Source organism: Mycolicibacterium sp. Y3, assembly GCF_051188035.1.
Classification (GTDB): domain Bacteria; phylum Actinomycetota; class Actinomycetes; order Mycobacteriales; family Mycobacteriaceae; genus Mycobacterium; species Mycobacterium fluoranthenivorans.
Map to the genome: position 1 here is coordinate 5,649,623 of NZ_JAVQLT010000001.1, position 22,059 is coordinate 5,671,681.

Consider the following 22,059-nt stretch of genomic DNA (forward strand, 5'->3'; position numbering starts at 1 on the left):
AACAATCGAATCGGCCACGAACGCGGGGACGGCAAAACTAACCTGACCGGATGGCAGCCGCGCAACGTGTACCGAATGTCGTCGTCCTGGGTGGTGGGTCGTGGGGTACCACCGTCGCGTCGATCTGCGCGCGCCGTGGACCGACCCTGCAGTGGGTGCGATCCGAGGAGACCGCCAAGGACATCAACGACAACCACCGCAACTCCCGGTATCTCGGCGATGAGGTGGAGCTGCCCGACGGTCTGCGGGCCACCACCGATTTCTCCGAGGCGGCCAACTGCGCCGACGTGATCGTGATGGGCGTGCCCTCGCACGGGTTCCGCGGCGTGCTGCAGGAGCTTGCGAAGGAACTGCGCCCGTGGGTCCCGGTGGTCTCACTGGTGAAGGGCCTGGAGCAGGGCACCAACATGCGGATGAGCCAGATCGTCGACGAGGTGCTGCCCGGGCATCCGGCCGGGATCCTGGCCGGGCCCAATATCGCGCGCGAGGTCGCGGAGGGTTACGCGGCGGCGGCCGTGCTGGCCATGCCGGATCAGCATCTGGCCGCCAACTTGGGACAGCTGTTCCGCACCAGGCGATTTCGCACGTACACCACCGACGATGTGGTGGGTGTCGAGATGGCCGGAGCGCTGAAGAACGTCTATGCGATCGCGGTGGGCATGGGCTATTCCCTGGGCATCGGGGAGAACACCCGGGCCATGGTGATGGCGCGCGCGGTCGCCGAGATGTCCAAGCTCGGGGTGGCCATGGGCGGACATCGCGACACCTTCGCCGGCCTGGCCGGGATGGGCGACCTGATCGTGACGTGTACCTCGCAGCGCAGCCGCAACCGTCACGTCGGCGAACAACTCGGGCGGGGCAAAACCGTCGAGGAGATCATCACCTCGATGAATCAGGTGGCCGAGGGCGTCAAGGCGGCCTCGGTGATCATGGAGTTCGCCAAGGACTGCGGGATCACCATGCCCATCGCCCGTGAGGTCGACGGGGTGATCAACCACGGCGCCACGGTGGAGGATGCCTACCACGGACTGATGGTCGAGAAGCCCGGCCACGAGGTCTACGGTTCCGGCTTCTGACCGTTGCGCAGTCGCGGCAGAGTCAGTTGAAGTACGGGTTCCGGGCCGCCCCGTCGGGCCGATCCACCAGCGGGTTGGTCTGGTTGACGATGTAGCTGCCCGACGGGCTGAGCACGAACCCGGACTGGTCGAACGAGTTCTGACAGGTGGTCATCACACCGTCCGTGCCGCAGGTGATGTTCTTGTAGCTGAGCTTGTTGTTCGGCAGCAGCGGGTAGACGTGCCCGGTGAGCGAACCCCAGATCGGGGCGTGGGATACGGCGAACGCGGGCGGTCCGACCTGGCCGCCGGTGATCGCATTCGCCTCCTCCGGCGGGGCCGGGATCGGACCGCTGCAGCCGTAATCACCGGTGGTCCGCATCATGATGCAGACCAACCCGCCGGGGGCGGCGAAGGCGTACATCGACCCGTCCATCACCATGAACTGCGAGGGCTTGGCCAGCTCGTAGCCACCGATGTTCGGCGGGGGCGGTGGCGGCGGTGCGGGGTCGGCCGCCGCAAGAGGAAGGCCCATGCCGGGCATAGCGACGGCCGCGGCGCCGGCCGCCGTCGCCAGCGCGATCAGCATCTTGCTCAGCATGGCCACACCCTAACCTGGTCACCTCGCACAGGCCAGGTCAACGTAGACGGTCGTGTACCGGACGACTTCTTGCGTGTTGCCGCGCGGGAACGCCTTCAACTCGGTGATATCGCGCCCGGGGCGGACCCCGCTGACGCTGCACTGGTCGATCGAACCGGCGCCCACCTTGGTGGTGATGACGCGGTAGCCCTCGGACTGCAGCTGATCGATGGTCTGCTGCGCGTTCGACGGCCCGGTCGGGGCGGCGCCGGCGGGAGCGGCCAGCACCAGTCCGGCCACGGCCAATCCGACGGGGATGAGAGTGAGTGATCTGAGCATGCGATACACCTTTCTGAGTATTTCCGAATACCCTTCCAGGCTATTGGAGATATGCACGAATTCCCACAATTGCATATCAAATGCAAACAATGGCGATTCAGGCCGAATTCATACCAATTGCGAAGCCGGCGCCAGCGGCAGGTCGACCGTGAAAGTTGTTTCTTCAGAGGATGACTGGACCGTCACTGCGCCCTCGTGGGCCTCTACGATCGACGCGACAATGGCCAGACCCAGACCGGTGCTGCCCAACTCTCGTGACCGGGATTTGTCGGCGCGCACAAATCTTCCGAACAAGTTCGGCAACAATTCCGCATCAATTCCCGGACCGTCATCTGTGACCGTCAAAAGCACACGGTCACGCCGGATGTCCAGTCCGATCGTCACGGCCACCCCGGGTGGCGTGTGCATCCGGGCGTTGGTCAGCAGATTGCCGAGCACCTGATGCAGCCGCGCGCGGTCTCCACGCACCCAGACCGGATCCTCGGGCAGTCGCGTCACCCAGTGGTGCTCCGGCGCCGACACCGCGATGTCGTTCACGGCGTCGACGACCAGATCGGCCAGGTCGACATCATCGCTTTCCAGGTCCTGTCCTTCGCCGAGCCTGGTCAGCAGCAGCAGATCCCCCACCAGCCCGGTCATCCGGCGAGCCTCGGCCTCGATGCGGGCCAGCGCGTACTCGGTGGTGGGTGGAAGCTCGGCGCTGTCCTGGCGGGTCAGCTCGGCGTACCCCTGGATCGCCGCCAACGGCGTCCGCAGCTCATGGCTGGCATCCATCAGGAACTGCCTGGTGCGCCGATCGGAGGCGGCCAGCTCGGCCAGCGCGCTGTCCACGTTGGCCAACAGCTGGTTGAGGGCTTCACCCACCACGCCGACCTCGCTGTCGGGGTCGGTGTAGCGCTCCTGCACGCGGGCATGGATACGCGGATCGTCGGCATCCAGGCGCAGCGTGGCCACCTTGGCCGCGGTCGAGGCGACCCGGCGCAGCGGCCGCAGCGCATACCGGACCACCGCGACCGTACCCAGCGCCGTCACCACCAGCGCGACGACGATGATCACCGCGAGGGTCACCGTCTTGCGGGCGATCACCTGATTCGCGCTGTCCAGCGATACCCCGCACAGCAGCATGTGCCCGTCGCCGTCACCACCGGCGGGCTCTGCCGCCAACCGGTAGGCACCCAACTCGGGCAGCTTCACCGTGCGGGGGCCGGCCCCGGTCCAGTCCAGGCTGTCGAGTGCGTCGACAACCGCACGCGGCGCCGGATGCGGCTCACCGTCGGAGAACACCGCCGACTGCACCACTTCCCCGTCGTGCAGCACCGCGATCAGGTTGCCCGGGGCCTGCCCGACGAACGCCGACAATGCGTCGGCATCGACCGCATCCTCGGCTTCGTCCTTCTTGAGCTGCAACTTGTGGAACGAGTGGCTGAAGGCGGCCAGCGACCGGGACAGTTCCGTATCGCCCATCGTGCCCACGTAGGTACGCAGGCTGTAGACCGACAGCACGCCCACCGCGAGCAGCACGACGGTCACGATGGCGGTCACGCCGAGCACCAGCTGCCGGCGCAGCGACCGGGGCCACCAGATCACGCCGGCCCGGTCGACGGCCGCAGCATGTAGCCCACCCCGCGCACGGTCTGGATCATCGGTGCCCGGTCGGTGTCGACCTTCTTGCGCAGATAGGAAATGTAGAGATCCACGATGCTGGACTTGCCGCCGAAACCGTAGTTCCACACCCGGTCCAGAATCTCGGCGCGGCTGATCGCCCGGCCCGGATTGCGCATCAGGTATCGCAACAGTTCGAATTCGGTGCCGGTCAGCGCGATCGGCGTACCGGCCCGGGTGACGTCGCGACTGGCGCCGTCGAGTTTGAGGTCGCCGACCGTGAGCACCTCGTCGGCCGGCGGGGTGGTGTGGCTGGACCGGCGCAGCAGCCCACGCAGCCGGGCCACCAACTCCTCCAGGCTGAACGGCTTGGTCATGTAGTCGTCGGCACCGGCGGTCAGCCCGGACACTCGGTCCAGCACAGAGTCCCTGGCGGTGAGGAACAACGTCGGGGTGTACCCCTGCGCCTCACGGACCCGCTGCAGAATCTGCATCCCGTCGATATCGGGCAGCATGATGTCGAGCACCACCACGTCGGGCTCGGTCTCGTCGAATTTGGCCACGCCGTCGTGGCCGTTGTGGGCCACGTCGACCACCCAGCCCTCGTAGTGCAAGGCCATCTTGACCAGGTTGGTCAGGGCCGGTTCGTCGTCCACCAGCAACACCCGGATGGGCGATCCGTCGGCTCGGTGAATCTTGGGCAGTTGGCCGAGGATGGCTTGACGGGGGTGTTGGGTACGAGGTGGTAACGACATCGTGGCCATACACCCATTCTGCTGACCTCGCAGTGCACTGTCACGGAGTTCATAGCGAGTTCTTAGACGTTACAACGATATGACCCGCATCACCTTTCACCCCGTCAAGTGACACGCAACGAAACAATCTGCGGTACATCACTTTTCACAGCACAATGAAAGACAGCACACAGCAGAAGATTTGGGTTCGATATGCAACCTCGGATCTTCCTTGACCGCTTGTCAACGCGATAAATACGCTCGCTCATAGCAATTGCCCCGCAGGACACGTAACCGACTGCATTGCAACTTGTTTCGACGTATTCGAGATCCAGCTGCGACAAAGATGTCGTTTGTACCCACAATCCCGTGATGGGAGCTTTTCACATGCGGCAAACAATTCTGCGGTACGACCTACCCGCCTCACTGGTGGTGTTCCTGGTCGCACTGCCCCTATCCCTCGGTATCGCCGTCGCCTCCGGGGCACCCGTTCTGGCCGGGCTCATCGCAGCCGCGGTCGGCGGGATCATCGCCGGCGCGATCGGCGGATCCCCGTTGCAGGTGAGCGGTCCGGCGGCCGGCCTCACGGTCATCGTGGCCGGCTTGGTGGCCGAGTTCGGCTGGAAGGTCACCTGCGCGATCACCGTGTGCGCCGGCATCCTGCAGGTGCTGTTCGGGCTCAGTCGCATCGCACGGGCGGCTTTGGCGATCTCGCCGGTGGTCGTCCACGCGATGCTCGCGGGTATCGGCATCACCATCGCGCTGCAGCAGGTGCACGTGCTGCTGGGCGGGAATTCGCACAGCTCGGCGTGGGCCAATGTCACCGCACTGCCCGGTCAGCTGCTCGCCGCGCACGGACCCGGGCTGTTCCTCGGGGCGCTGGTCATCGCGATCCTGGTGGGTTGGCGCTGGGTGCCCGCCACGCTCCGCAAGGTGCCCGGACCGCTGGTGGCCATCGTCGGGGTCACCGCGCTGAGCGTCCTCGCGCCCTTCGACGTACCCCGGATCCAGCTCGACGGTTCCCTGCTCGACGCGTTCGCGCTGCCCAGCCTGCCCGACGGCAACTGGGGTGCGTTCGCCACCGGTGTGCTGACGGTGGCCCTGATCGCCAGCGTGGAGAGCCTGCTGTCGGCGGTGTCGGTGGACCGGATGCACTCCGGGCCGCGCACCGATTTCGACCGGGAGCTGATCGGGCAGGGTGCCGCCAACATCGCCTCCGGCGCGGTCGGCGGTCTGCCCGTCACGGGCGTCATCGTGCGGAGTTCCACCAACGTCACCGCCGGCGCCAAGACCCGCGCCTCGGGCATCCTGCACGGTGTCTGGATCCTGGTGTTCGCGGTGCCGTTCGCCGGGCTGGCCCAGCTGATCCCGTCCGCGGCGCTGGCCGGCCTGCTGATCGTCATCGGTATGCAGTTGGTCAAGATCGCTCATATCGAAACCGCCCGCCGCACTGGTGATCTCGCGGTCTACGTCGTCACCGTGCTGTGTGTGGTGTTCCTCAACCTGCTCGAAGGTGTGCTGATCGGACTGGCCCTGGCGGTCGCCATGACGGTGTGGCGGGTGGTCCGTGCCAAGGTCGCGGCCGAAGAGGTCTCGGAGAACCACTGGCGCGTGGACATCGAAGGTTCGTGCACCTTCCTGTCGCTGCCGCGGCTCACCAGCGTGCTGGCCACCGTCCCGGCCGGCACCGACGTCACGATCGAGTTGTCGGTGGACTTCCTGGACCACGCCGCACACGAGGCCATCGAGGAATGGCGCCGTCAGCACGAGGCGACCGGGGGCAGTGTGCATCTGCACGATCTCGGCGCCGTCGAGATGGGCAGCGCCGTCGACGGGCCCCCCGAGCGCGGGTTCACCCCGTTCGACAAGCGGTCCGGGGTGGCGCCGTGGAGCACCTGGCAGAAGAACCACATGCCGTCGGTGCTGCACGGCCTGGCCAACTACCAACGCAGGACGGCCCCGGTGCTGCGGCCCCACCTCAAGGAACTGGCCGATGAGCAGCAGCCCGAGACGTTGTTCCTCACCTGCGCCGACTCGCGCGTGGTGCCCAACGTCATCACCAGCAGTGGCCCGGGCGATCTGTTCACCGTCCGCAATGTCGGCAACATGATCCCGGCGGGCCAGAAGGACGCCTCGGTCGAGGCGGCCATCACGTTTGCGGTCAACCAGTTGGGCGTCTCCTCGATCGTGGTGTGCGGACACTCCAGCTGCGGTGCGATGAAGGCCCTGCTGAACGGCGCTCCGGATGACGCGCACCTGAAATCCTGGCTGGCGCACGGTGACCCGACGCTGGAGGCGTTCCAGGGCGGCGGCCATCCGGTGGCACGGTCGGCCGCGGTGGCCGGGTTCAGCACCGAGGATCAGCTGTCGATGGTGAACATCGCGGTGCAGGTGCAGACCCTGTCCCGACACCCGGTGTTGGCGGCGCACCCCGGCATCGAGGTGATCGGGTTGTTCTACGACATCGCCAGCGCCGATGTCCTGCGGGTCACCCCGACCTTCGTCGAGACCCTGGTCGGCGCCGCCTGACCTGGTGATTTCGGCGCGCTTACCCGCGGTGACCGCGGGTAAGCGCGCCGAAATCGCTGTTGAGGGAACCGTGGCCGCTCGGGCGACGTCAGAACCGATGTGCTCGACGATCTTCTCCGAAGACATGACGGCGTCATCACCCTCGACCAGGCCAAGGCAAGCGGACTCAGCGCGGACAGCGTCCAGCGCCTCGTGGCGTCGGGACACTGGCGGCGGTGCGCACGCGGCGTCTATTTCGTCGACGACCGCCCCTTCACCGACGCGGCCCGAATCCGGTCCGCCGTCTGGGGATACGGCAAGCAGGCCGCGGCCTCCGGACTCGCGGCGGCCTGGTGGCAAGGCCTGACACGCTTCGTACCCGAGGTCACCGAGATCACCGTCCCGAGGAACAGCCACGGCAGACGACGGGCCGGGTGCCGGGTACGCAGACGGGATCTCGCCCCGACCGACCTGGCGTCCTGCCGCGGGCTCCGCGTGACGGCGCGACCGCTGACCATCGTGGAAGCAGGCGCCCGGCCGGGCGGCGGGGCCGCCATCATGGACGCTGCACTACAAGGGGGTTCGCAACTGCGCGAGCTCTGGCAGGCGCATCTACGCAACAAGGGCAGGTACGGCTCGCCGTCGGCCAGACGATTGCTGTTGGCCGCACAAGACGGCGCACGGTCGGAAGCCGAGCGGCTGTTGGTCAAGGCGCTCAGGGTGGCCGGTATCACCGGCTGGCTGACCAATCATCCGGCCGGTCCGTACTTGATCGACGTTGCGTTTCCCGACCAGGCCGTGCATCGGGACCATCCGCTCGGCGATTTCGGCGCGCTGACACGCGCTCAACGCGGGAAAGCGCGCCGAAATCGCTCAGCTCAGAGGCGGCGGCCGGCCATATCCTCCAGGCGACGGATGCGGTCCTCCATCGGCGGGTGGGTGGAGAACAGCTTGCCGATCTTCTCCCCCGCCCGGAACGGGTTGGCGATCATCAGGTGCGCCTGGTCGGCCAGTTGCGGCTCGGGCGGCAGCGGCGCGGCCTGCACGCCGTAGGCGATCTTGCGCAGCGCGCTCGCCAGCCCCAGCGGGTCGCCGGTCAGCTCGGCACCGGACTGGTCGGCCTGGTACTCGCGCGACCGCGACACGGCCAGCTTCACCACCGTCGCGGCGATCGGACCCAACAGCGAAACCAGGAGCAACGCAAACGGATTCGCACCACCTTCGCGGTTCCCGCCGAACATGCCGGCGAACATCGCGATATTGGCCAGTGCGGTGATCACCGACGCGAGCGCGCCGGCCACACAGGAGATCAGGATGTCGCGGTTGTACACATGGGACAGCTCATGGCCCAGCACGGCCCGCAGCTCACGCTCATCGAGGATCCGCAGAATCCCGGTGGTGCAGCACACCGCGGCATTGCGCGGGTTGCGCCCGGTGGCGAAGGCATTGGGGGCGTCGGTATCGCTGATGTAGAGCCGGGGCATGGGTTGACGCGCCGTGGTCGCGAGCTCCCGGACAATGCGGTACATCGCCGGCGCCTGCATCTCGGTGACGGGCTGGGCGTGCATGGCCCGCAGCGCCATCTTGTCGCTGTTGAAGTAGACGTAGGCGTTCATGCCCACCGCGAACAGCACTGACAGCCACAGGATGGACGGGTTACGGAACAGCGAGCCGATGAACACGATCAACGCCGACATGCCGACCAACAGCACGAAAGTCTTCATCCGGTTGGCGTGTGGATGCCAGGTCATCTGCTTCCCTTCCTACGAAAGTCCCCGCTCCCTGTAACGCCGAGCCACCCCCCGCAGGTTCCTGCGCCTGTTATCCGTGCCGGTTGACGGTGTAGTCCACCAGCGTCGCCAGCGCGGCCCTCCCCGGCCCCGCGGGCAACTGGTCCAATTCTGCGCGGGCCTGGCGTGCGTAGTCGGCCACCGCCTCCTTGGCCCGCGTCATCCCGGGCGAGCGGCGCAGCAGGACGAGCGCCTCGGCCACCTCCCCGTCGTCGGTGACCGGACCGTCCAGCAGGGCCCGCAGCCGGTCGCCGTCGGCCCCCTGCTCCCGCAGGGCGTACAGCACGGGCAGCGTGTGCACCCCTTCCCGCAGGTCGGTGCCCGGCAGCTTGCCCGACTCGTCAGGGTCGCTGTCGATGTCGATGATGTCGTCGGAGATCTGGAAAGCCGTACCGACGATGCCGCCGAGCCGGGCCAGCCGCTCGATCTGCTCCTCGTCGGCGCCGGAGAACGTGGCACCGAACCGGCCGGAGGCCACGATCAGGCAGGCGGTCTTCTCGTAGACCACCTTCAGGTAGTGCTCGACCTCGTCGGCGCCGGTGACCGCGCCCCGGGTCTCGCGCATCTGCCCCGTCACCAGCTGGGCGAAGGTGTCGGCGATCACCCGCACCGCTTCGGGTCCCAGCCTCGACACCAGCCGCGACGCGGTCGCGAACAGGTAGTCGCCGGCGAGGATCGCGATGTTGTTGCCCCAGCGTGCGTTGGCGCTGTCGGCGCCGCGGCGCACCTGGGCCTCGTCCATCACGTCGTCGTGGTACAGCGTGGCCAGATGCACCAGCTCGATCACCGCGCCCGCGATCGCGACGTCGGGATGATCAGGCTGCGGGCCCAGGGAGGCGGACAGCACGGTGAACAGCGGCCGGAAGCGCTTGCCACCGGCCTGGAACAGATGCTGGACGGCCTCGGCCATCAGCTCATCGGCTTTGCCCAGTTCGGTGGACATCAGGTCCTCGACGCGGGCGACGCCGTCACGCACCCGTGCGGCAAACTCCGGGTCCCCGAAGTCCACCCCCGCCACCACGCTCCCCGGTGTCCTCATGGTTCCAACATACTGTGAGTCATGCTGGATACGGCGGGCAGGAGCGCAGCACCCCGGGGAGCAATGAAGGCAGATGTGGTGGTCGTCGGTGCCGGGCCCGCGGGTTCGTCGGCCGCGGCCTGGGCGGCGCGCGCCGGTCGGGACGTATTGGTGATCGACTCGGCGCAGTTCCCCCGCGACAAGGCGTGCGGTGACGGACTGACCCCGCGGGCGGTCGCCGAGCTGGAGCGGCTCGGCCTGGGTACCTGGCTGGACGGCAGAATCCGGCATCACGGTCTGCGGATGTCCGGGTTCGGCGCCGACGTCGAGATCGGCTGGCCGGGCCCGTCGTTCCCGTCGACCAGCAGTGCCGTGCCCCGCACCGAACTCGACGACCGGGTCCGGATGGTCGCCGCCGACGACGGCGCGAAGATGCTCCTGGGTTCCAAAGCAGTTGGTGTGCAACATGACTCGCGCGGTCGAGTGTCGACACTGACCCTGGATGACGGCACCGAGATCGGCGTGGGCACGCTGATCGTCGCCGACGGCGCCCGCTCGACGCTGGGCCGGGCCCTCGGCCGCAGCTGGCATCAGGAGACCGTCTACGCGGTCGCGATCCGTGGGTATCTTGCCTCCGCGCGCGCCGACGAACCGTGGCTCACCTCACATCTCGAATTGCGTTCCCCCGAAGGCGAAGTCCTGCCCGGATACGGCTGGATCTTCCCGCTGGGCAACGGCGAGGTGAACATCGGGGTCGGGGCGCTGGCCACCGCCAAGCGGCCCGCCGACGTCCGACTGCCGCGGCTGATGGCCTACTACGCCGGGTTACGCCGCGAGGAATGGGGCTTCACGGGCGCACCACGGGCCGGGCTGTCCGCACTGCTCCCGATGGGCGGGGCGGTATCCGGTGTGGCCGGACCCAACTGGATGCTCATCGGCGACGCCGCGGCGTGCGTGAACCCGCTCAACGGCGAAGGTATCGACTACGGCCTGGAGACCGGACGGCTGGCCGCCGAACTCCTGGACCATCGCGATCTCACCCAGGCCTGGCCCGCCGTGCTCACCGAGCACTACGCGCGCGGCTTCTCGGCCGCACGGCGGCTGGCGCTGTTGCTCACCTATCCACGATTCCTGCCGATGGCCGGTCCGGTGGCCATGCGGTCGGAGTTCCTGATGAAGGTCGCGGTACGCATGATGGGCAACCTGGTCACCGACGAAGACGAGGACTGGACCGCCCGGGTGTGGCGATCGGCCGGAATGGCGTCACGACGGCTCGATCAGCGCAAGCCGTTCAGCTGAGCGTCAGCGGTACTCGCACAGGTAGGCCGTCTCGACCTCGGCGCGCACCCCGAACTTGCTGTCCGTCGGCACGGTGAACTGTGTTCCGGCAGCGAAGGTCTCCCAGTCATCGCGGCCGGGCAGCTTGACCGTCAGCGCACCGGAGACGACGTGCATGATCTCCTCGGTGGACGTGCCGAACTCGTACTCCCCGACGGCCATGACACCCACGGTCGCCGGCCCGTCGGCCGTCGCGAACGCGATCGAGGCGACATCGCCGTCGAAGTACTCATTGACCTTGAACAACACAGCTCCTCGCACTCGGGTGAGCGGTCAGCATACCTAGACCACGTACTTGAGCACGCCGAGGATGGCCGCCTCGTCGGCGGGCTCGGTGAGGCACGCGTCCAACGCGGACCGGAGTGCGGTGGTGTCGATATCGGTGCCGATGAACACCAGTTCGGTGCCGGCTCGCCGCTGCCGCTCGAACCGGACCGATCCGCCCACCAATTGCAGCAGATACCGGTGCCCCGGACCGAAATCCACGAAACCCTTTGCCCGGTACAGCCCTTGGGGCCGGTCGCGGAGCAGTGCCATGAACTGGCGGGGGTTCAGCGTGCTGTCGGCACGAAACTCGACGCTCTGGTACGCGGGATGGTCATGGTCATGAGACTCGTGCAGCAGTTCGTCGAAGGACATCTGTGCGCGCAGTGGACGGGGCGCGGGATCGATCAGCAACCGGGGGTCGATGGTGGCGAAATCGGTGGGCAACAACGGCACTGCGGGGTGCAGCGCCCGCACCTGCGCAGTGACCGCGGCCAGATCCCCTGCAGCAGAGGCCTTGTTCAGCACCACCAAGTCGGCCACCCGTACCCCGTGCCCGAGGTCGGCCGGTGCGGTCGCGTCGACCACCAGGACCAGCCCGGCGTAGTGGAAGCGCTTGTCGTCAACCGCCATGATGGTGCGGGCCAGAGCCGGGGGCTCCGCGACGCCGCTGGCCTCCACCACGATGAGGTCCAGCCGGGGCTTGACCGCCGCCAGCTTGCCGAGCATCTCGGCCACCTCACCGTCCTCGGTGACACAACAGATGCAGCCGTTCGAGAGCGAGGCCATCGCGTCCACCTGACCGGCGACCAGCATGGCATCGATGTTGACAGCACCGAAATCGTTGACCAGAGCCCCTATTCGGGCACCGGAGCTGTTGCGCAGCAGATGGTTGAGCAACGTGGTCTTACCGGCACCGAGGTGCCCGGCGACGGCGAGTACGGGGATGCTCACGCCGCGGCGCCTCAGTCGACGGGCGGTTTCACCGCCGCATGCAATGCGACGATGCCGCCGGTGAGATTGCGCCAACGCACCGAGCCCCAGCCGGCATCGGCGATCCGGCCCGCGAGTGCGGCCTGGTCGGGCCACGCGCGGATCGATTCGGCCAGGTACACGTAGGCATCCGGGTTACTGGACACCGCCGACGCCATCGCGGGCAGTGCCTTCATCAGGTACTCCTTGTACACCGTCGCGAACGGCCGATTGGTCGGCGTGGAGAACTCGCACACCACCAGACGGCCACCCGGACGGGTCACCCGGGCCATCTCGCGCAGGCCCGCGACATGGTCGACCACATTGCGCAACCCGAAGCTGATGGTCACCGCGTCGAACACGCCGTCGGCGAACGGCAGCCTGGTCGCATCGGCACCCACCTTCGGCACCGCGCGGGACGCGCCCGCACCGAGCATGCCCACCGAGAAGTCGGCCGCCACACACCACGCACCGGAGGCCGTCAACTCCACCGTGGACACCGCCGTCCCGGCCGCCAGGTCCAGCACCTTGTCGCCCGGGCCGATCTGCAGCGCAGCGCGCGTCTGACGGCGCCAGAACCGGTCCTGGCCCAGCGACATCACCGTATTGGTGAGGTCATAGCGGCGAGCCACGGCGTCGAACATCGACGCCACCTCATGGGGGTCTTTCTCCAGCGTCGCTCGACTCACCGCACTAAAACTACCTGTGAGTCCCGTACTTCCGGGAATGGGCGGCCTGTGGTGACGTTGGTATCGATCGCAGGCACCTGAGGAGGGCTACCCATGGCCGAGAAGATCTGGTTCATCACCGGCGCATCCCGCGGCTTCGGCCGGGAATGGGCCATCGCCGCCCTGGAACGCGGTGACAAGGTCGCCGCGACCGCGCGCGATACCGCCACGCTGGAGGACCTCACCCAGAAGTACGGCGAGGCGGTGCTGCCGCTGCGCCTGGACGTCGACGACCGCGCGGCCGACTTCGCCGCCGTCGCGCAGGCCCACGACCACTTCGGCCGGCTGGACGTCGTGGTCAACAACGCCGGTTACGGCCAGTTCGGTTTCATCGAGGAACTCTCCGAGGCCGAGGCCAGGGATCAGATCGAGACCAACGTGTTCGGCGCGCTCTGGGTCACCCAGGCCGCGCTGCCCTACCTGCGGGCGCAGCGCACCGGGCACATCGTCCAGGTGTCCTCGATCGGCGGGATCACCGCGTTCCCGAACGTCGGGATCTACCACGCCTCCAAGTGGGCGCTGGAGGGCTTCTCGCAGGCGCTCGCCCAGGAGGTGGCGTCGTTCGGCATCCACGTGACGCTGATCGAGCCGGGTGGGTTCGACACCGACTGGGCCGGCGCGTCGGCCAAGCACGCGACACCGCTGCCCGACTACGCCGAGGCGCACCGGCAGGCGCAGGAGGCCCGCGCCAAGCGCGTCGCCAAGTCCGGCGACCCGAAGGCCTCCGCCGCCGCCGTGCTCAAGATCGTCGACGCCGAGAAACCGCCGCTGCGGGTGTTCTTCGGGGAGCTGCCGCTGCAGTTGGCCAAGGCCGACTACCAGTCCCGGCTCGCCACCTGGGAAGAGTGGCAACCCGTTTCGGTGCAAGCGCAGGGCTGACCGACGAGCTCAGGCCGCCTTGCGCCGGCGCAGGCCGATGACGGCTTCGTAGTGGCCGAACAGTTCCTCGCACACGGCCGGCCAGGTCCGGGCGAGCACGCTGCGCCGGGCGGCCGCCGAATAGCGGGCCCGTTCGGCGATCAGGTGGTCGACGGCTCCGGGCAGCCGGTGCTCGAACTCGTCGACACCGAGCAGCAGTCCGGTGTGCATCGGGGTGACCAGGTCTCGGGGCCCGCCGGCGTTCGGCGCGATCACCGGCACCCCGGAGGCCATCGCCTCTTGCACGGTCTGACAGAAGGTTTCGTGTTCACCCGGATGGACGAACACGTCCATGCTCGCGTAGGCGGTGGCCAGTTCGGCGCCGTAGAGCGCCCCGGTGAACACCGCGCCGGGCATGAGGGCGGCCAGCTTCGGTCGGTCGACACCCTCACCGACGACGACCACCTGCAGATCGTCGCGGGCGGCCAGCACCGCCAGGCGCTCCACGTGCTTCTCCGGGGCCAGCCGGCCGACGAACCCGACGATCGGCTTACCCTGCGGTGACAGCCGGCGGCGCAGCGCCTCGTCCCTGGCCGAGGGCACGAACCCGGTGATATCGACACCGCGGCCCCACTTGTGAATCCGCGGAATGCGGTGCGCCTCAAGGTCTTCGATTGCGGCGGTGGACGGCGCCAGGGTGCGGTCGGCCTTGCTGTGCAGCCGCCGCGTCCACGCCCACGACACCCGGGACAGCATGCCGACGCCGTAGCTCTCGGCGAACCCGGCCACGTCGGTCTGGAATACGGCCACCGTCGGCACCCCGAGGCGGCGGGCCGCATGCAGCCCACCCCACCCGAGCAGCGCGGGAGACGCCAGGTGTACGACATCGGGGTCGAAACCGCGTAGTACGTTGACCATTCGCGGCATCGGCACCCCGAGCGGCAGCGAGGTGACCTTGGGGAACATCTTGGACGGCACCCGGTGGACCCGAACACCGTCGTACACCCGGTCGGCCGGCGGCTGGCCGCGCGGGGTGTCGGGGGCGATGACGATGACCTCGTGACCGGTGCGGCGGAGATGCTCGATCACCCGAAGCACCGAGTTGGTGACGCCGTTGACGTTCGGGAGGAAGGACTCGGCAACGATTGCAACGCGCACGTCCCCACTGTCGCAGCGCTGGTTAACAACGCGGTTGCGTGCCGGCATATGGCGTGCGAACACCACGACAGCGGTACGGTTGCCCTTGTGCGTCGATGGTTGGTGGTGCTGGCCTCATTCACCCTGCTGACCGGGGTCGGGTGCGCGCGCCAGATTCCCGGCAGCGCACAGCCCGACCCGGTGAAACCGATGACCGAGGTGAGCAAAGACGGTTTCGGCATCGTCGCGGGATTCTCCGAGGCACCGGCACGTATCGAGATCTACACCGAGCCGCAGTGCACCCACTGCGCCGATCTGCAACACGATTTCGGCGATCGGATCCGCTATTACCTCGGTATCGGGGCACTGCAGGTGACCTACCGTCCGATGACGTTCCTGGACACCGACGGCAATCACCATTCGGAGCGGGTCGCCAACGCGTTGTTCCTGGCGGGCACGGGCAAGCACACCCCGGCCACCGCGTTCCAGTCGTTCGTCGAGGAGCTGTGGGCCAACCAGGACCCCGGCGGTAAGGGACCCACCGACGACGAGATGGCCGAGATGGCCCGCACCGCCGGCGTTCCCGACGCCCAGGCCACCCAGATCGCCGACGGTGAGGCAGTGGTGGACGTCTCGGGCATGGAGGACCTGAATTTCGGGTTTCTCTACGACATCGACCCGACCGCCACCGGCACGCCGACCGTCTACGACCTCAACAAGGACCGCAAGGTCGACATCTACGACAACGACTGGCTCAAGAAGCTGGTCGAATCGGCGTGAGACGCCGGTCCACCACCTCGGCCACGATCAGCACCGCGCCGGCGATCAACCAGGCCAGCACCGCGATGGAACCCGCCGGGATGATCGCCAGCGAGGCGTTGCGGTGCTGGACGCGCACCAGATCGGGATTGGTCTTGTCGTATTCGACGTAGATGCGCATCCCGTTCTCCAACTCCGACGGGTAGAGCACCCCGAGCTCGGGCCGGTAGGTGACGCGGTCGGGGGTCACGAATTCGATGGTGGAACGGCGCGGGCCCGCGTCGAGCACCTCGGCTGCGGCCACTCCCATATTGCGTTCGATCTGACCGTCGTTCACCCAGGCGCCCACCACCAGCAACACCGACTGGAATGTCACCAGGGCCGCGACCAGCACGACGCCGACCCGGATCCGGCGCAGCACCCGCTGCGGCCGGGTCTGCGCCCCGTCCCCGACGATGTGCGGAATCACGATGCGCCAGAGGGCTTTCAGCCGCTCGGCGAGTGCACCCACTACAGCGCCGCCCTGATCGACGCGTGCAGCGCCCGCAGCGACGACCGGTCGGCCTTCACCTCCAGCACCCGCATCCCGTCGTGCGGCTGCTTGAGGACGCCGGTCACGTCGTCCACGTCGACCTGCGCGCAGTCGACGTGGTAGGCGCGGCACAGTGCGCCCACGTCGACATCATGCGGTGTGCCGAAGATCCGTGAGGACACGTCGGAGAAGCGCGGGTCGCCCTGCTCCAGCAGTTCGAAGATGCCGCCGCCGTTGTCGTTGGACACCACGATGGTCAGATTCTTCGGCGTGGGCTCGGTGGGCCCGATCAGCAGCCCGGAGCTGTCGTGCACGAAGGTCAGGTCACCGATCAGCGCGATGGTCTTGCGCGGTGGACCGCCGCCCGCGCGCTCATGGGCCAGCGCTGCGCCGATGGCCGTGGACACGGTGCCGTCGATACCGGCGACCCCGCGATTGGACCGCACCGAGACACCGGGGGCGGCCAGCCCCACGAGCGCCACGTCGCGGACCGGGTTGGAGGCACCGAGCACCAGCTGGTCGCCATCGCTCAGCGCGGCGGACACCGCCGCGGCCACGTGCAGGCCGGTGGTCAGCGGGTGCTGGGCCAACTGGGTGTGCACCGCGGCCAGGGTGCGCCGGTGGAGCTCGGCACAGCGGCGCAGCCAACTCGGATCGGCGGCACCGGTGGTGACGGCACGAGTACCGGTGGCCTGCGAGTTGCCCGAGACGTCGGGCCAGCGCGGGCCGGTGGTCAGGGCGAAGACCGGCACCGCGGGGTCGGCGAGCAGTGCAGAGACCGAGCGGTGCAAAGTGGGCCGGCCCAGCATGATGACCTGCTGCGGGCGCAGCAGCGGCAGCGCCAGCGGGTGCAGTGGATTGGTGAGTCCGGACATCGGCGCGGTGGGTTCGGCGACGGTCGGCAGCCCGGCCAGGTTGGGGTGGATGCCCGCGCCGTGCCCGGCGATGACGACGGTGTCCGGGCTCAGGTCGATGTCCAGCGGCTGGTCGAAATCGACCGGTGGTGTGTAGGTCCACGGTTTGCCGTCCGGGCGGCCGGGCGGGGTCTCGTCGTGATCATCACGGTCGGGCACCAGCGGCTCACGCAGCGGGATGTCGAACTGCACCGGGCCGGCGTTGGCGCTGCGTGCTCCGGTGGCGGCCACCAGCACCCGGCAGGTGGCCGACCGCCACTGGGCGTTGAGCGCGGCCAGGTCCTCGTGGACGGCCAGGCCGAGGCTGATGTTCTCGCGGACCTGGCTGCCGAAATAGCCGAGCTGCTCCATCGTCTGGTTGGCGCCGGTGCCCAGCATCTCGTAGGGCCGGTTGGCGCTCAGCACGATCAGCGGCACCCGGGCGTAGTTCGCCTCGACCACCGCGGGGCCGAGGTTGGCCACGGCGGTGCCCGAGGTCATGGCGATGCACACCGGCGCCTTGGCGCTGACCGCCAGCCCGATCGCCAGATACCCGGCGGTGCGTTCGTCGATCCGCACGTGCAGCCGGATACGTCCCGCGCTGTCGGCATCGTGCAGCGCGAAGGCCAGCGGCGCATTCCGCGAACCGGGGCACAACACCACGTCGCGCACGCCGCCACGAATGAGCTCGTCGACGACGACACGCGCCTGTGTCGTCGAGGGGTTCACCACGTCAGCCTATGCCCGGGGCTCGATGGGCAACTGCATGCGCTCTTCGCCGAAGAACTGCAGGACGGCGTCGTTCACGGTGTCGGGCTGTTCGATGAAGCCGAGGTGCCCGGCGTCGGCGATCTCCAGGTAGCGGCCGCGCGGAATGGCATCGGCCACCTCACGGCCCAGATGCGGGGGCATCACGATGTCGTCGGTGAACCCGATCACCAACACCGATGCCGTGATGCTGCGGTAAGCGGGCAGCCGGTTGGTCTGCGGGGAGACATCGAGCTGGCTGCGCAGCCCCGGGGTGTATTTGGTCGGCCACATGGTGAACATCTCCGCCCAGTCCGTCACCGCGCGGTCGTCGTTGAGCGTCTTGGGCGAGAAGCTCTCCAGCAACCGGATCTTGGCGTCGTAGGCCGGCGGCAGGGTGATACCCGCGGCGGCGAGCTCACGTTCGGCGTTGCTGAAGAAGTCCCGCGCCTTGTCGTGTCTGCCGCGGGTGGCCATCAGCACGCCCTGCGTGACCAGGTCGGGCCGGGCCAGCATCAGTTCCTGCGCGATGAACGACCCCATCGACACGCCCACGACGCGCACCGGGCCACCCACCAGGTCCTCGATCAGCTTGGCGGTATCGGCCACCACCTGTTCGGTGGTGAAGCCGCTGGCGTTCTCGGTGGCGCCGATACCCCGGTTGTCGAAGGTGATGACGCGGTAGCCCGCCCGCCGGAACGCGGGTGTCTGATGCAGGTGCCAGGTGCGGCCCGCGCCGCCACGGCCGGCGATGAACAGGACGGGATCGCCGCTACCGCGGTCGTCATAAGCCAGGTTCACCCGGCCGACCCTACTTGCGGGCGCGGACCTTCTTGATCGCCTGGTCCCACAGCAGCAGGGTGCTGGCCTTGAGCGCGGCGGGTTTCAACAGCTCGCGCGACATCAGGGCCGTCGCCGAGGCCTTGGTGGCCGCCGAGGCCTTCGAAAAGTGTCCGGAGTCGAACGGCGGCTGCGGGTCGTACTCCATCGACAACTGGATCGCCTTGGCCCGGTCCTCCCCGCCGATCTGCGCGGCCAGCCACAACCCGAGGTCGATCCCGGCCGACACGCCCGCGGCCGTCACCACATCGCCTTGACGCACCACGCGCTCGTCACCGACCGGCGTCACCCCGAACGTCTTGAGCACCGGCAGCGCCGCCCAGTGCGAGGTGGCGCGTTTGCCGTCCAGCACGCCCGAGGCGGCCAGGATGACCGACCCCGAACACACCGATGTCGTCCAGGTGGCGGTGCGGTGGGCGTGGCGCACCCAGTCCAGCACCTTTTCGTCGCGGGCGTGCTCCATGGTGCTGAAGCCGCCGGGGATGAGGATCACGTCGGGTGACGGGGTCTCGTCGAACGAATGGGTCGCGCCAACCACCAGCACCCCGGAATCCGCGGCGACGGGCCCGGGCTGGTGCCAGACGAAGCGCACCTCCGCATCGGGTAGCCAGCGCAACGTCTCGTAGGGACCGATGAAATCGAGTGCGGTGAATCCCGGGTACAGGATGATGGCGATCTGCATGACTTCTCCTCTATGCGAAGGACTTGCGGTACTGATCGGGTGAAACACCCACGCGCCGGACGAAGTTGCGGCGCAGGGTTTCGGCGCTGCCGAACCCGCAACGGGTGGCGATGACGGTGACGGTGTCATCGGTCTCCTCCAGTTGCCGGCGGGCGGCGTCGGTGCGGATCCGTTCGACGTAGGCACCGGGTGCCTCGCCAACTTCCTCGGTGAACAATCGGGTGAAGTGCCGCGGGCTCATCGCCGCGCGCTGAGCCAGGGCCGAAATGCTGTGCGCGCCTCCGGGTTCGGATTCGATGGCCTCCTGCACATCGCGGATGGGCGCGCGCCGGGCCCGCGGCATCCACACCGGGGCGGCGAACTGCGTCTGCCCGCCCGGGCGACGCAGGTAGAGCACCAGCCACCGGGCGACGGTCTGCGCGATCTCGGTGCCGTGGTCCTCCTCGACGAGGTGCAGGGCCAGGTCGATACCGGCGGTGACGCCCGCCGCGGTCCACACCTGCTCGGAGCTACGCACGAAGATCGGTTCCGGATCGACGGTGATGGACGGGAATTCGCCGGCCAGCCGTGGCGCGAACGCCCAGTGTGTGGTGGCGGTGCAGCCGTCGAGCAGCCCGGCCTCGGCCGCCAGGATGGCGCCCGAGCAGACGGTCACGATCCGCCGTGCCCGCGGCGCGGCAGCGCGGATCCACGCGACGATCGCGGGGTTGCGGCGCGCCTCCTCGACGCCGAACCCGCCGGGGATGACCACGGTGTCGACGGCCTGCTGCGGATCCGGAGGTGCGGCGGCGACGAACTCCAGTCCGGTCATGGTGGCGATCGGCCGGCCGTCCATGGAGATCAGGCGCACGTCGTATCCGCCGGGGCGCTGCTGCGCGGCCAGGTGCATCGTGGCGCCGGTGAACACGTCGAACGGCCCGACGACATCGAGTCCCTGGACACCGCCGTAGCCGAGGATCACCACCGATCGCATCACGCTCTCATCGTGGCGGGCCCAGGCCGTGGCGTCCAGGACATGGTCCCCACAGATCAGGACACACGCGTCGGTGTCGGACCTGGCGGCGATGATCTGGCAATGCCGCACTACACGTATCGGGCCGAATGGTCCCCCGACGCCGGGAAATACATCGGCCTCTGTCTGGAATTCCCCATGCAATTCGCCTACGGAGCCACCGCAGCGGAGGCGACTGCAGCGATCGAACGAGACGTGATCGCCCACGTCGCCGAGTGGTACGGGGACGAGTCCGAACCACCCGCGTCCGTGTCCGATCGCCGCTACAGCGGGCGCTTCATGGTGCGCACCTCGCCGATGCTGCACGGGAAACTCATGGTGGAGGCCACCGAGCAACGGGTGTCCCTGAATCAGTGGGTGGTGCAGAAGTTGTGCGGCAAACCGCCGTCGCTCGACGACCCTTTCTGACCGCGAGAGTTCGGAACTCGACTCTGGAAAGCGGTATCGCATGCGATACCGCTTTCTACTAACGAGTCCCAGCGGAAGTTTGGTGCTGTTGTGACTCATGCGGTCAGTCGATCGTCAGAGCTTCTTCAGACCCCGCACGATCTTGAGGAACGGCACATTCGACGCCATGCCCTTGCGCAGGTCACGTTGCAACACACTGGCGTTGATGGTCACCAAATGGCGAACTCCGTGATCTCGCCACTCGGCGGCCTGCGCCAGCACCTCGTCCGGCGTGCCGCACATGAGGCCCTTGTACATCAGGTCCTTAGGCACACCCTTGATGTAGGAAAGGGCGGTTGCCTCGTCCCAATCGTGCGGCAAGATGTCCTGTGCACCGGCGAAACCCTCCCCGAGGGGATGCTGCGCGCCATGTTGTGCATAGAACGCGTCCGAAGCCAGCAGACCTCCGGATCTGATCACTTCGGACTCCAGCGCCTCATCCACTTCTTCACCGGAGCGGCCGGTGACCACCATCAGCCAGATCGCCGGGGTGATCGCCATCGGATCCCGGCCTGCGTCCGAAGCCGCCGATCGCACCACCTCCAATCTGCGCGCGTACTCCTGCGGTGAGTGGGGGAATCCAGGGAAGAAACCGTCTGCGTAGCGCCCCGTCGCCCGTAACATCCGCGGCCCGTGTGCTGCGATCCAGATTTCCGGCCACTTCCCGCGATACGGCGGCAGATCGAACAGTGCATTGCGTAACGGGAAGTACGGCGAATCACGGTTGACCAGTTCGCCGCGGGAGTCCCACAGCGCCCGAATGGTCGCCATTGCTTCCTCGAAGCGCGCCACCGGTTTTGACCAGTCCACTCCGTACGGCTCGTTACCCTCTCGCTCCCCCGTACCGATGCCGAGGATGGCGCGACCCTTGGTGAGAAGATGCAATGTGGCCGCCGCCTGCGCCGTCACCGCCGGATTGCGCCGACCGGTATCAGTCACACCGACGCCGAGACGCAGCCGGCCGATCCGGTTGCGCGCCGCGATATGCCCGAGCATGGTCCACGGCTCCAGGAACGCGTCGGCCGTCGGCACGATCTTGGCCGCACCGCAGTACTTCGGCTGCCACAGCGAGCGCGGGAACAGCGAGTTGAGATGATCCGGCACCCAGAACGAGTCGACCCCGCTTGCGACCGCGGACAGATATCCGGCCCGGGTCAGCGAATCGACTGTGGGCCGAGACGAGAGGATCATGTCGAACAACCCGACACGGAGTCTGCTCATGCA

At 67.9% G+C, this 22,059-nt stretch carries 22 protein-coding genes and 1 pseudogene; 7 read left to right on the plus strand and 16 right to left on the minus strand.

The genetic code is table 11. The features are described 5' to 3' along the window. Window positions 1–50 precede the first annotated feature (50 nt). Window positions 51–1,076: an NAD(P)H-dependent glycerol-3-phosphate dehydrogenase gene (locus QN239_RS27620; protein ID WP_187098257.1), complete on the plus strand. Its 1,026-nt coding sequence runs from the start codon at window positions 51–53 to the stop codon at window positions 1,074–1,076. 22 nt (window positions 1,077–1,098) lie between these two features. Here QN239_RS27620 and QN239_RS27625 read toward each other — a convergent pair whose 3' ends face one another. The 4 genes from QN239_RS27625 to QN239_RS27640 all read right to left on the minus strand — a co-directional run bounded on the left by QN239_RS27625 (window position 1,099) and on the right by QN239_RS27640 (window position 4,340). Next, window positions 1,099–1,656, minus strand: a complete 558-nt coding sequence (locus QN239_RS27625) for a hypothetical protein (protein ID WP_499015163.1) — start codon at window positions 1,654–1,656, stop codon at window positions 1,099–1,101. Between the two features lie 18 nt (window positions 1,657–1,674). After that, window positions 1,675–1,974, minus strand: coding sequence for a hypothetical protein (locus QN239_RS27630; protein ID WP_499015164.1), 300 nt, complete (start codon window positions 1,972–1,974; stop codon window positions 1,675–1,677). Window positions 1,975–2,082: 108 nt separating this feature from the next. Next, window positions 2,083–3,561 carry a sensor histidine kinase gene (locus QN239_RS27635; protein WP_499015166.1) on the minus strand — a complete coding sequence of 493 codons (1,479 nt, stop codon included), beginning with the start codon at window positions 3,559–3,561 and terminating at the stop codon, window positions 2,083–2,085. Next, entirely contained in the window at window positions 3,558–4,340 is a 783-nt protein-coding gene (locus QN239_RS27640) for a response regulator transcription factor (protein ID WP_090360143.1), read from the minus strand. Before QN239_RS27640 ends, QN239_RS27635 begins: the two co-directional genes overlap by 4 nt. Before the next feature lie 357 nt (window positions 4,341–4,697). On the opposite strand from QN239_RS27640, the gene QN239_RS27645 reads away from it, so the two are divergent. Then, entirely contained in the window at window positions 4,698–6,839 is a 2,142-nt protein-coding gene (locus tag QN239_RS27645; RefSeq protein ID WP_499015168.1) for a SulP family inorganic anion transporter, read from the plus strand. Window positions 6,840–6,938: 99 nt separating this feature from the next. Then, window positions 6,939–7,607, plus strand: a pseudogene (locus tag QN239_RS27650) (type IV toxin-antitoxin system AbiEi family antitoxin domain-containing protein); the annotation flags it as partial. Window positions 7,608–7,696: 89 nt separating this feature from the next. Here the strand turns inward: QN239_RS27650 and htpX are convergent. Together htpX and grcC1 are read right to left on the minus strand one after the other, a co-directional pair. Continuing rightward, window positions 7,697–8,569: a zinc metalloprotease HtpX gene (gene htpX / locus QN239_RS27655; RefSeq protein WP_090360151.1), complete on the minus strand. Its 873-nt coding sequence runs from the start codon at window positions 8,567–8,569 to the stop codon at window positions 7,697–7,699. A 70-nt stretch (window positions 8,570–8,639) separates the two neighbouring features. Beyond that, on the minus strand, window positions 8,640–9,647 hold the full coding sequence (gene grcC1 / locus QN239_RS27660; RefSeq protein WP_499015169.1) for a nonaprenyl/(2E,6E)-farnesyl/geranylgeranyl diphosphat synthase: 1,008 nt from the start codon (window positions 9,645–9,647) through the stop codon (window positions 8,640–8,642). 63 nt (window positions 9,648–9,710) lie between these two features. On the opposite strand from grcC1, the gene menJ reads away from it, so the two are divergent. Next, on the plus strand, window positions 9,711–10,925 hold the full coding sequence (gene menJ / locus QN239_RS27665) for a menaquinone reductase MenJ (RefSeq protein ID WP_499015170.1): 1,215 nt from the start codon (window positions 9,711–9,713) through the stop codon (window positions 10,923–10,925). Window positions 10,926–10,928: 3 nt separating this feature from the next. On the opposite strand, the gene ppnP is transcribed toward menJ, so the two are convergent. The 3 genes from ppnP to QN239_RS27680 are packed head-to-tail and all read right to left on the minus strand — an operon-like array spanning window position 10,929 to window position 12,889. Beyond that, complete coding sequence (ppnP, locus tag QN239_RS27670) at window positions 10,929–11,213, minus strand: pyrimidine/purine nucleoside phosphorylase (RefSeq protein WP_499015171.1); 285 nt, start codon at window positions 11,211–11,213, stop codon at window positions 10,929–10,931. Between the two features lie 33 nt (window positions 11,214–11,246). After that, the gene (locus tag QN239_RS27675) at window positions 11,247–12,182 is read right to left on the minus strand and encodes a CobW family GTP-binding protein (protein ID WP_499015173.1); all 936 of its coding nucleotides are present in this window, start codon (window positions 12,180–12,182) and stop codon (window positions 11,247–11,249) included. Window positions 12,183–12,193: 11 nt separating this feature from the next. Further along, window positions 12,194–12,889: a demethylmenaquinone methyltransferase gene (locus tag QN239_RS27680; RefSeq protein ID WP_090360159.1), complete on the minus strand. Its 696-nt coding sequence runs from the start codon at window positions 12,887–12,889 to the stop codon at window positions 12,194–12,196. 93 nt (window positions 12,890–12,982) lie between these two features. On the opposite strand from QN239_RS27680, the gene QN239_RS27685 reads away from it, so the two are divergent. Beyond that, entirely contained in the window at window positions 12,983–13,807 is an 825-nt protein-coding gene (locus tag QN239_RS27685; protein ID WP_499015175.1) for an SDR family oxidoreductase, read from the plus strand. 9 nt (window positions 13,808–13,816) lie between these two features. On the opposite strand, the gene QN239_RS27690 is transcribed toward QN239_RS27685, so the two are convergent. Then, window positions 13,817–14,944 (minus strand): glycosyltransferase family 4 protein, encoded by a 1,128-nt coding sequence (locus QN239_RS27690; protein ID WP_499015178.1) that lies wholly within the window; start codon window positions 14,942–14,944, stop codon window positions 13,817–13,819. A gap of 87 nt (window positions 14,945–15,031) precedes the next feature. Between QN239_RS27690 and QN239_RS27695 the strand changes: the two genes are divergently transcribed. Then, entirely contained in the window at window positions 15,032–15,703 is a 672-nt protein-coding gene (locus QN239_RS27695; RefSeq protein WP_499015180.1) for a DsbA family protein, read from the plus strand. On the opposite strand, the gene QN239_RS27700 is transcribed toward QN239_RS27695, so the two are convergent. From QN239_RS27700 to QN239_RS27720, 5 genes are read right to left on the minus strand one after another with little or no spacing between them, the layout of a single operon-like run. Continuing rightward, complete coding sequence (locus tag QN239_RS27700) at window positions 15,678–16,193, minus strand: DUF3592 domain-containing protein (protein WP_090360167.1); 516 nt, start codon at window positions 16,191–16,193, stop codon at window positions 15,678–15,680. The genes QN239_RS27695 and QN239_RS27700 overlap by 26 nt on opposite strands. Continuing rightward, window positions 16,193–17,836 carry a 2-succinyl-5-enolpyruvyl-6-hydroxy-3-cyclohexene-1-carboxylic-acid synthase gene (gene menD / locus QN239_RS27705; protein WP_499015181.1) on the minus strand — a complete coding sequence of 548 codons (1,644 nt, stop codon included), beginning with the start codon at window positions 17,834–17,836 and terminating at the stop codon, window positions 16,193–16,195. The genes QN239_RS27700 and menD overlap by 1 nt, the downstream gene beginning before the upstream one ends. A 9-nt stretch (window positions 17,837–17,845) precedes the next feature. Then, window positions 17,846–18,655 carry an alpha/beta fold hydrolase gene (locus tag QN239_RS27710; RefSeq protein ID WP_499015183.1) on the minus strand — a complete coding sequence of 270 codons (810 nt, stop codon included), beginning with the start codon at window positions 18,653–18,655 and terminating at the stop codon, window positions 17,846–17,848. Between the two features lie 10 nt (window positions 18,656–18,665). Continuing rightward, on the minus strand, window positions 18,666–19,376 hold the full coding sequence (locus QN239_RS27715; protein ID WP_499015185.1) for a DJ-1/PfpI family protein: 711 nt from the start codon (window positions 19,374–19,376) through the stop codon (window positions 18,666–18,668). A 10-nt stretch (window positions 19,377–19,386) separates the two neighbouring features. After that, window positions 19,387–20,349 (minus strand): GlxA family transcriptional regulator, encoded by a 963-nt coding sequence (locus QN239_RS27720; protein ID WP_499016990.1) that lies wholly within the window; start codon window positions 20,347–20,349, stop codon window positions 19,387–19,389. A gap of 102 nt (window positions 20,350–20,451) precedes the next feature. On the opposite strand from QN239_RS27720, the gene QN239_RS27725 reads away from it, so the two are divergent. Further along, the gene (locus QN239_RS27725; protein WP_499016991.1) at window positions 20,452–20,796 is read left to right on the plus strand and encodes a type II toxin-antitoxin system HicB family antitoxin; all 345 of its coding nucleotides are present in this window, start codon (window positions 20,452–20,454) and stop codon (window positions 20,794–20,796) included. Between the two features lie 114 nt (window positions 20,797–20,910). On the opposite strand, the gene QN239_RS27730 is transcribed toward QN239_RS27725, so the two are convergent. After that, on the minus strand, window positions 20,911–22,056 hold the full coding sequence (locus tag QN239_RS27730) for an LLM class flavin-dependent oxidoreductase (RefSeq protein ID WP_499015186.1): 1,146 nt from the start codon (window positions 22,054–22,056) through the stop codon (window positions 20,911–20,913). Window positions 22,057–22,059 lie beyond the last annotated feature (3 nt).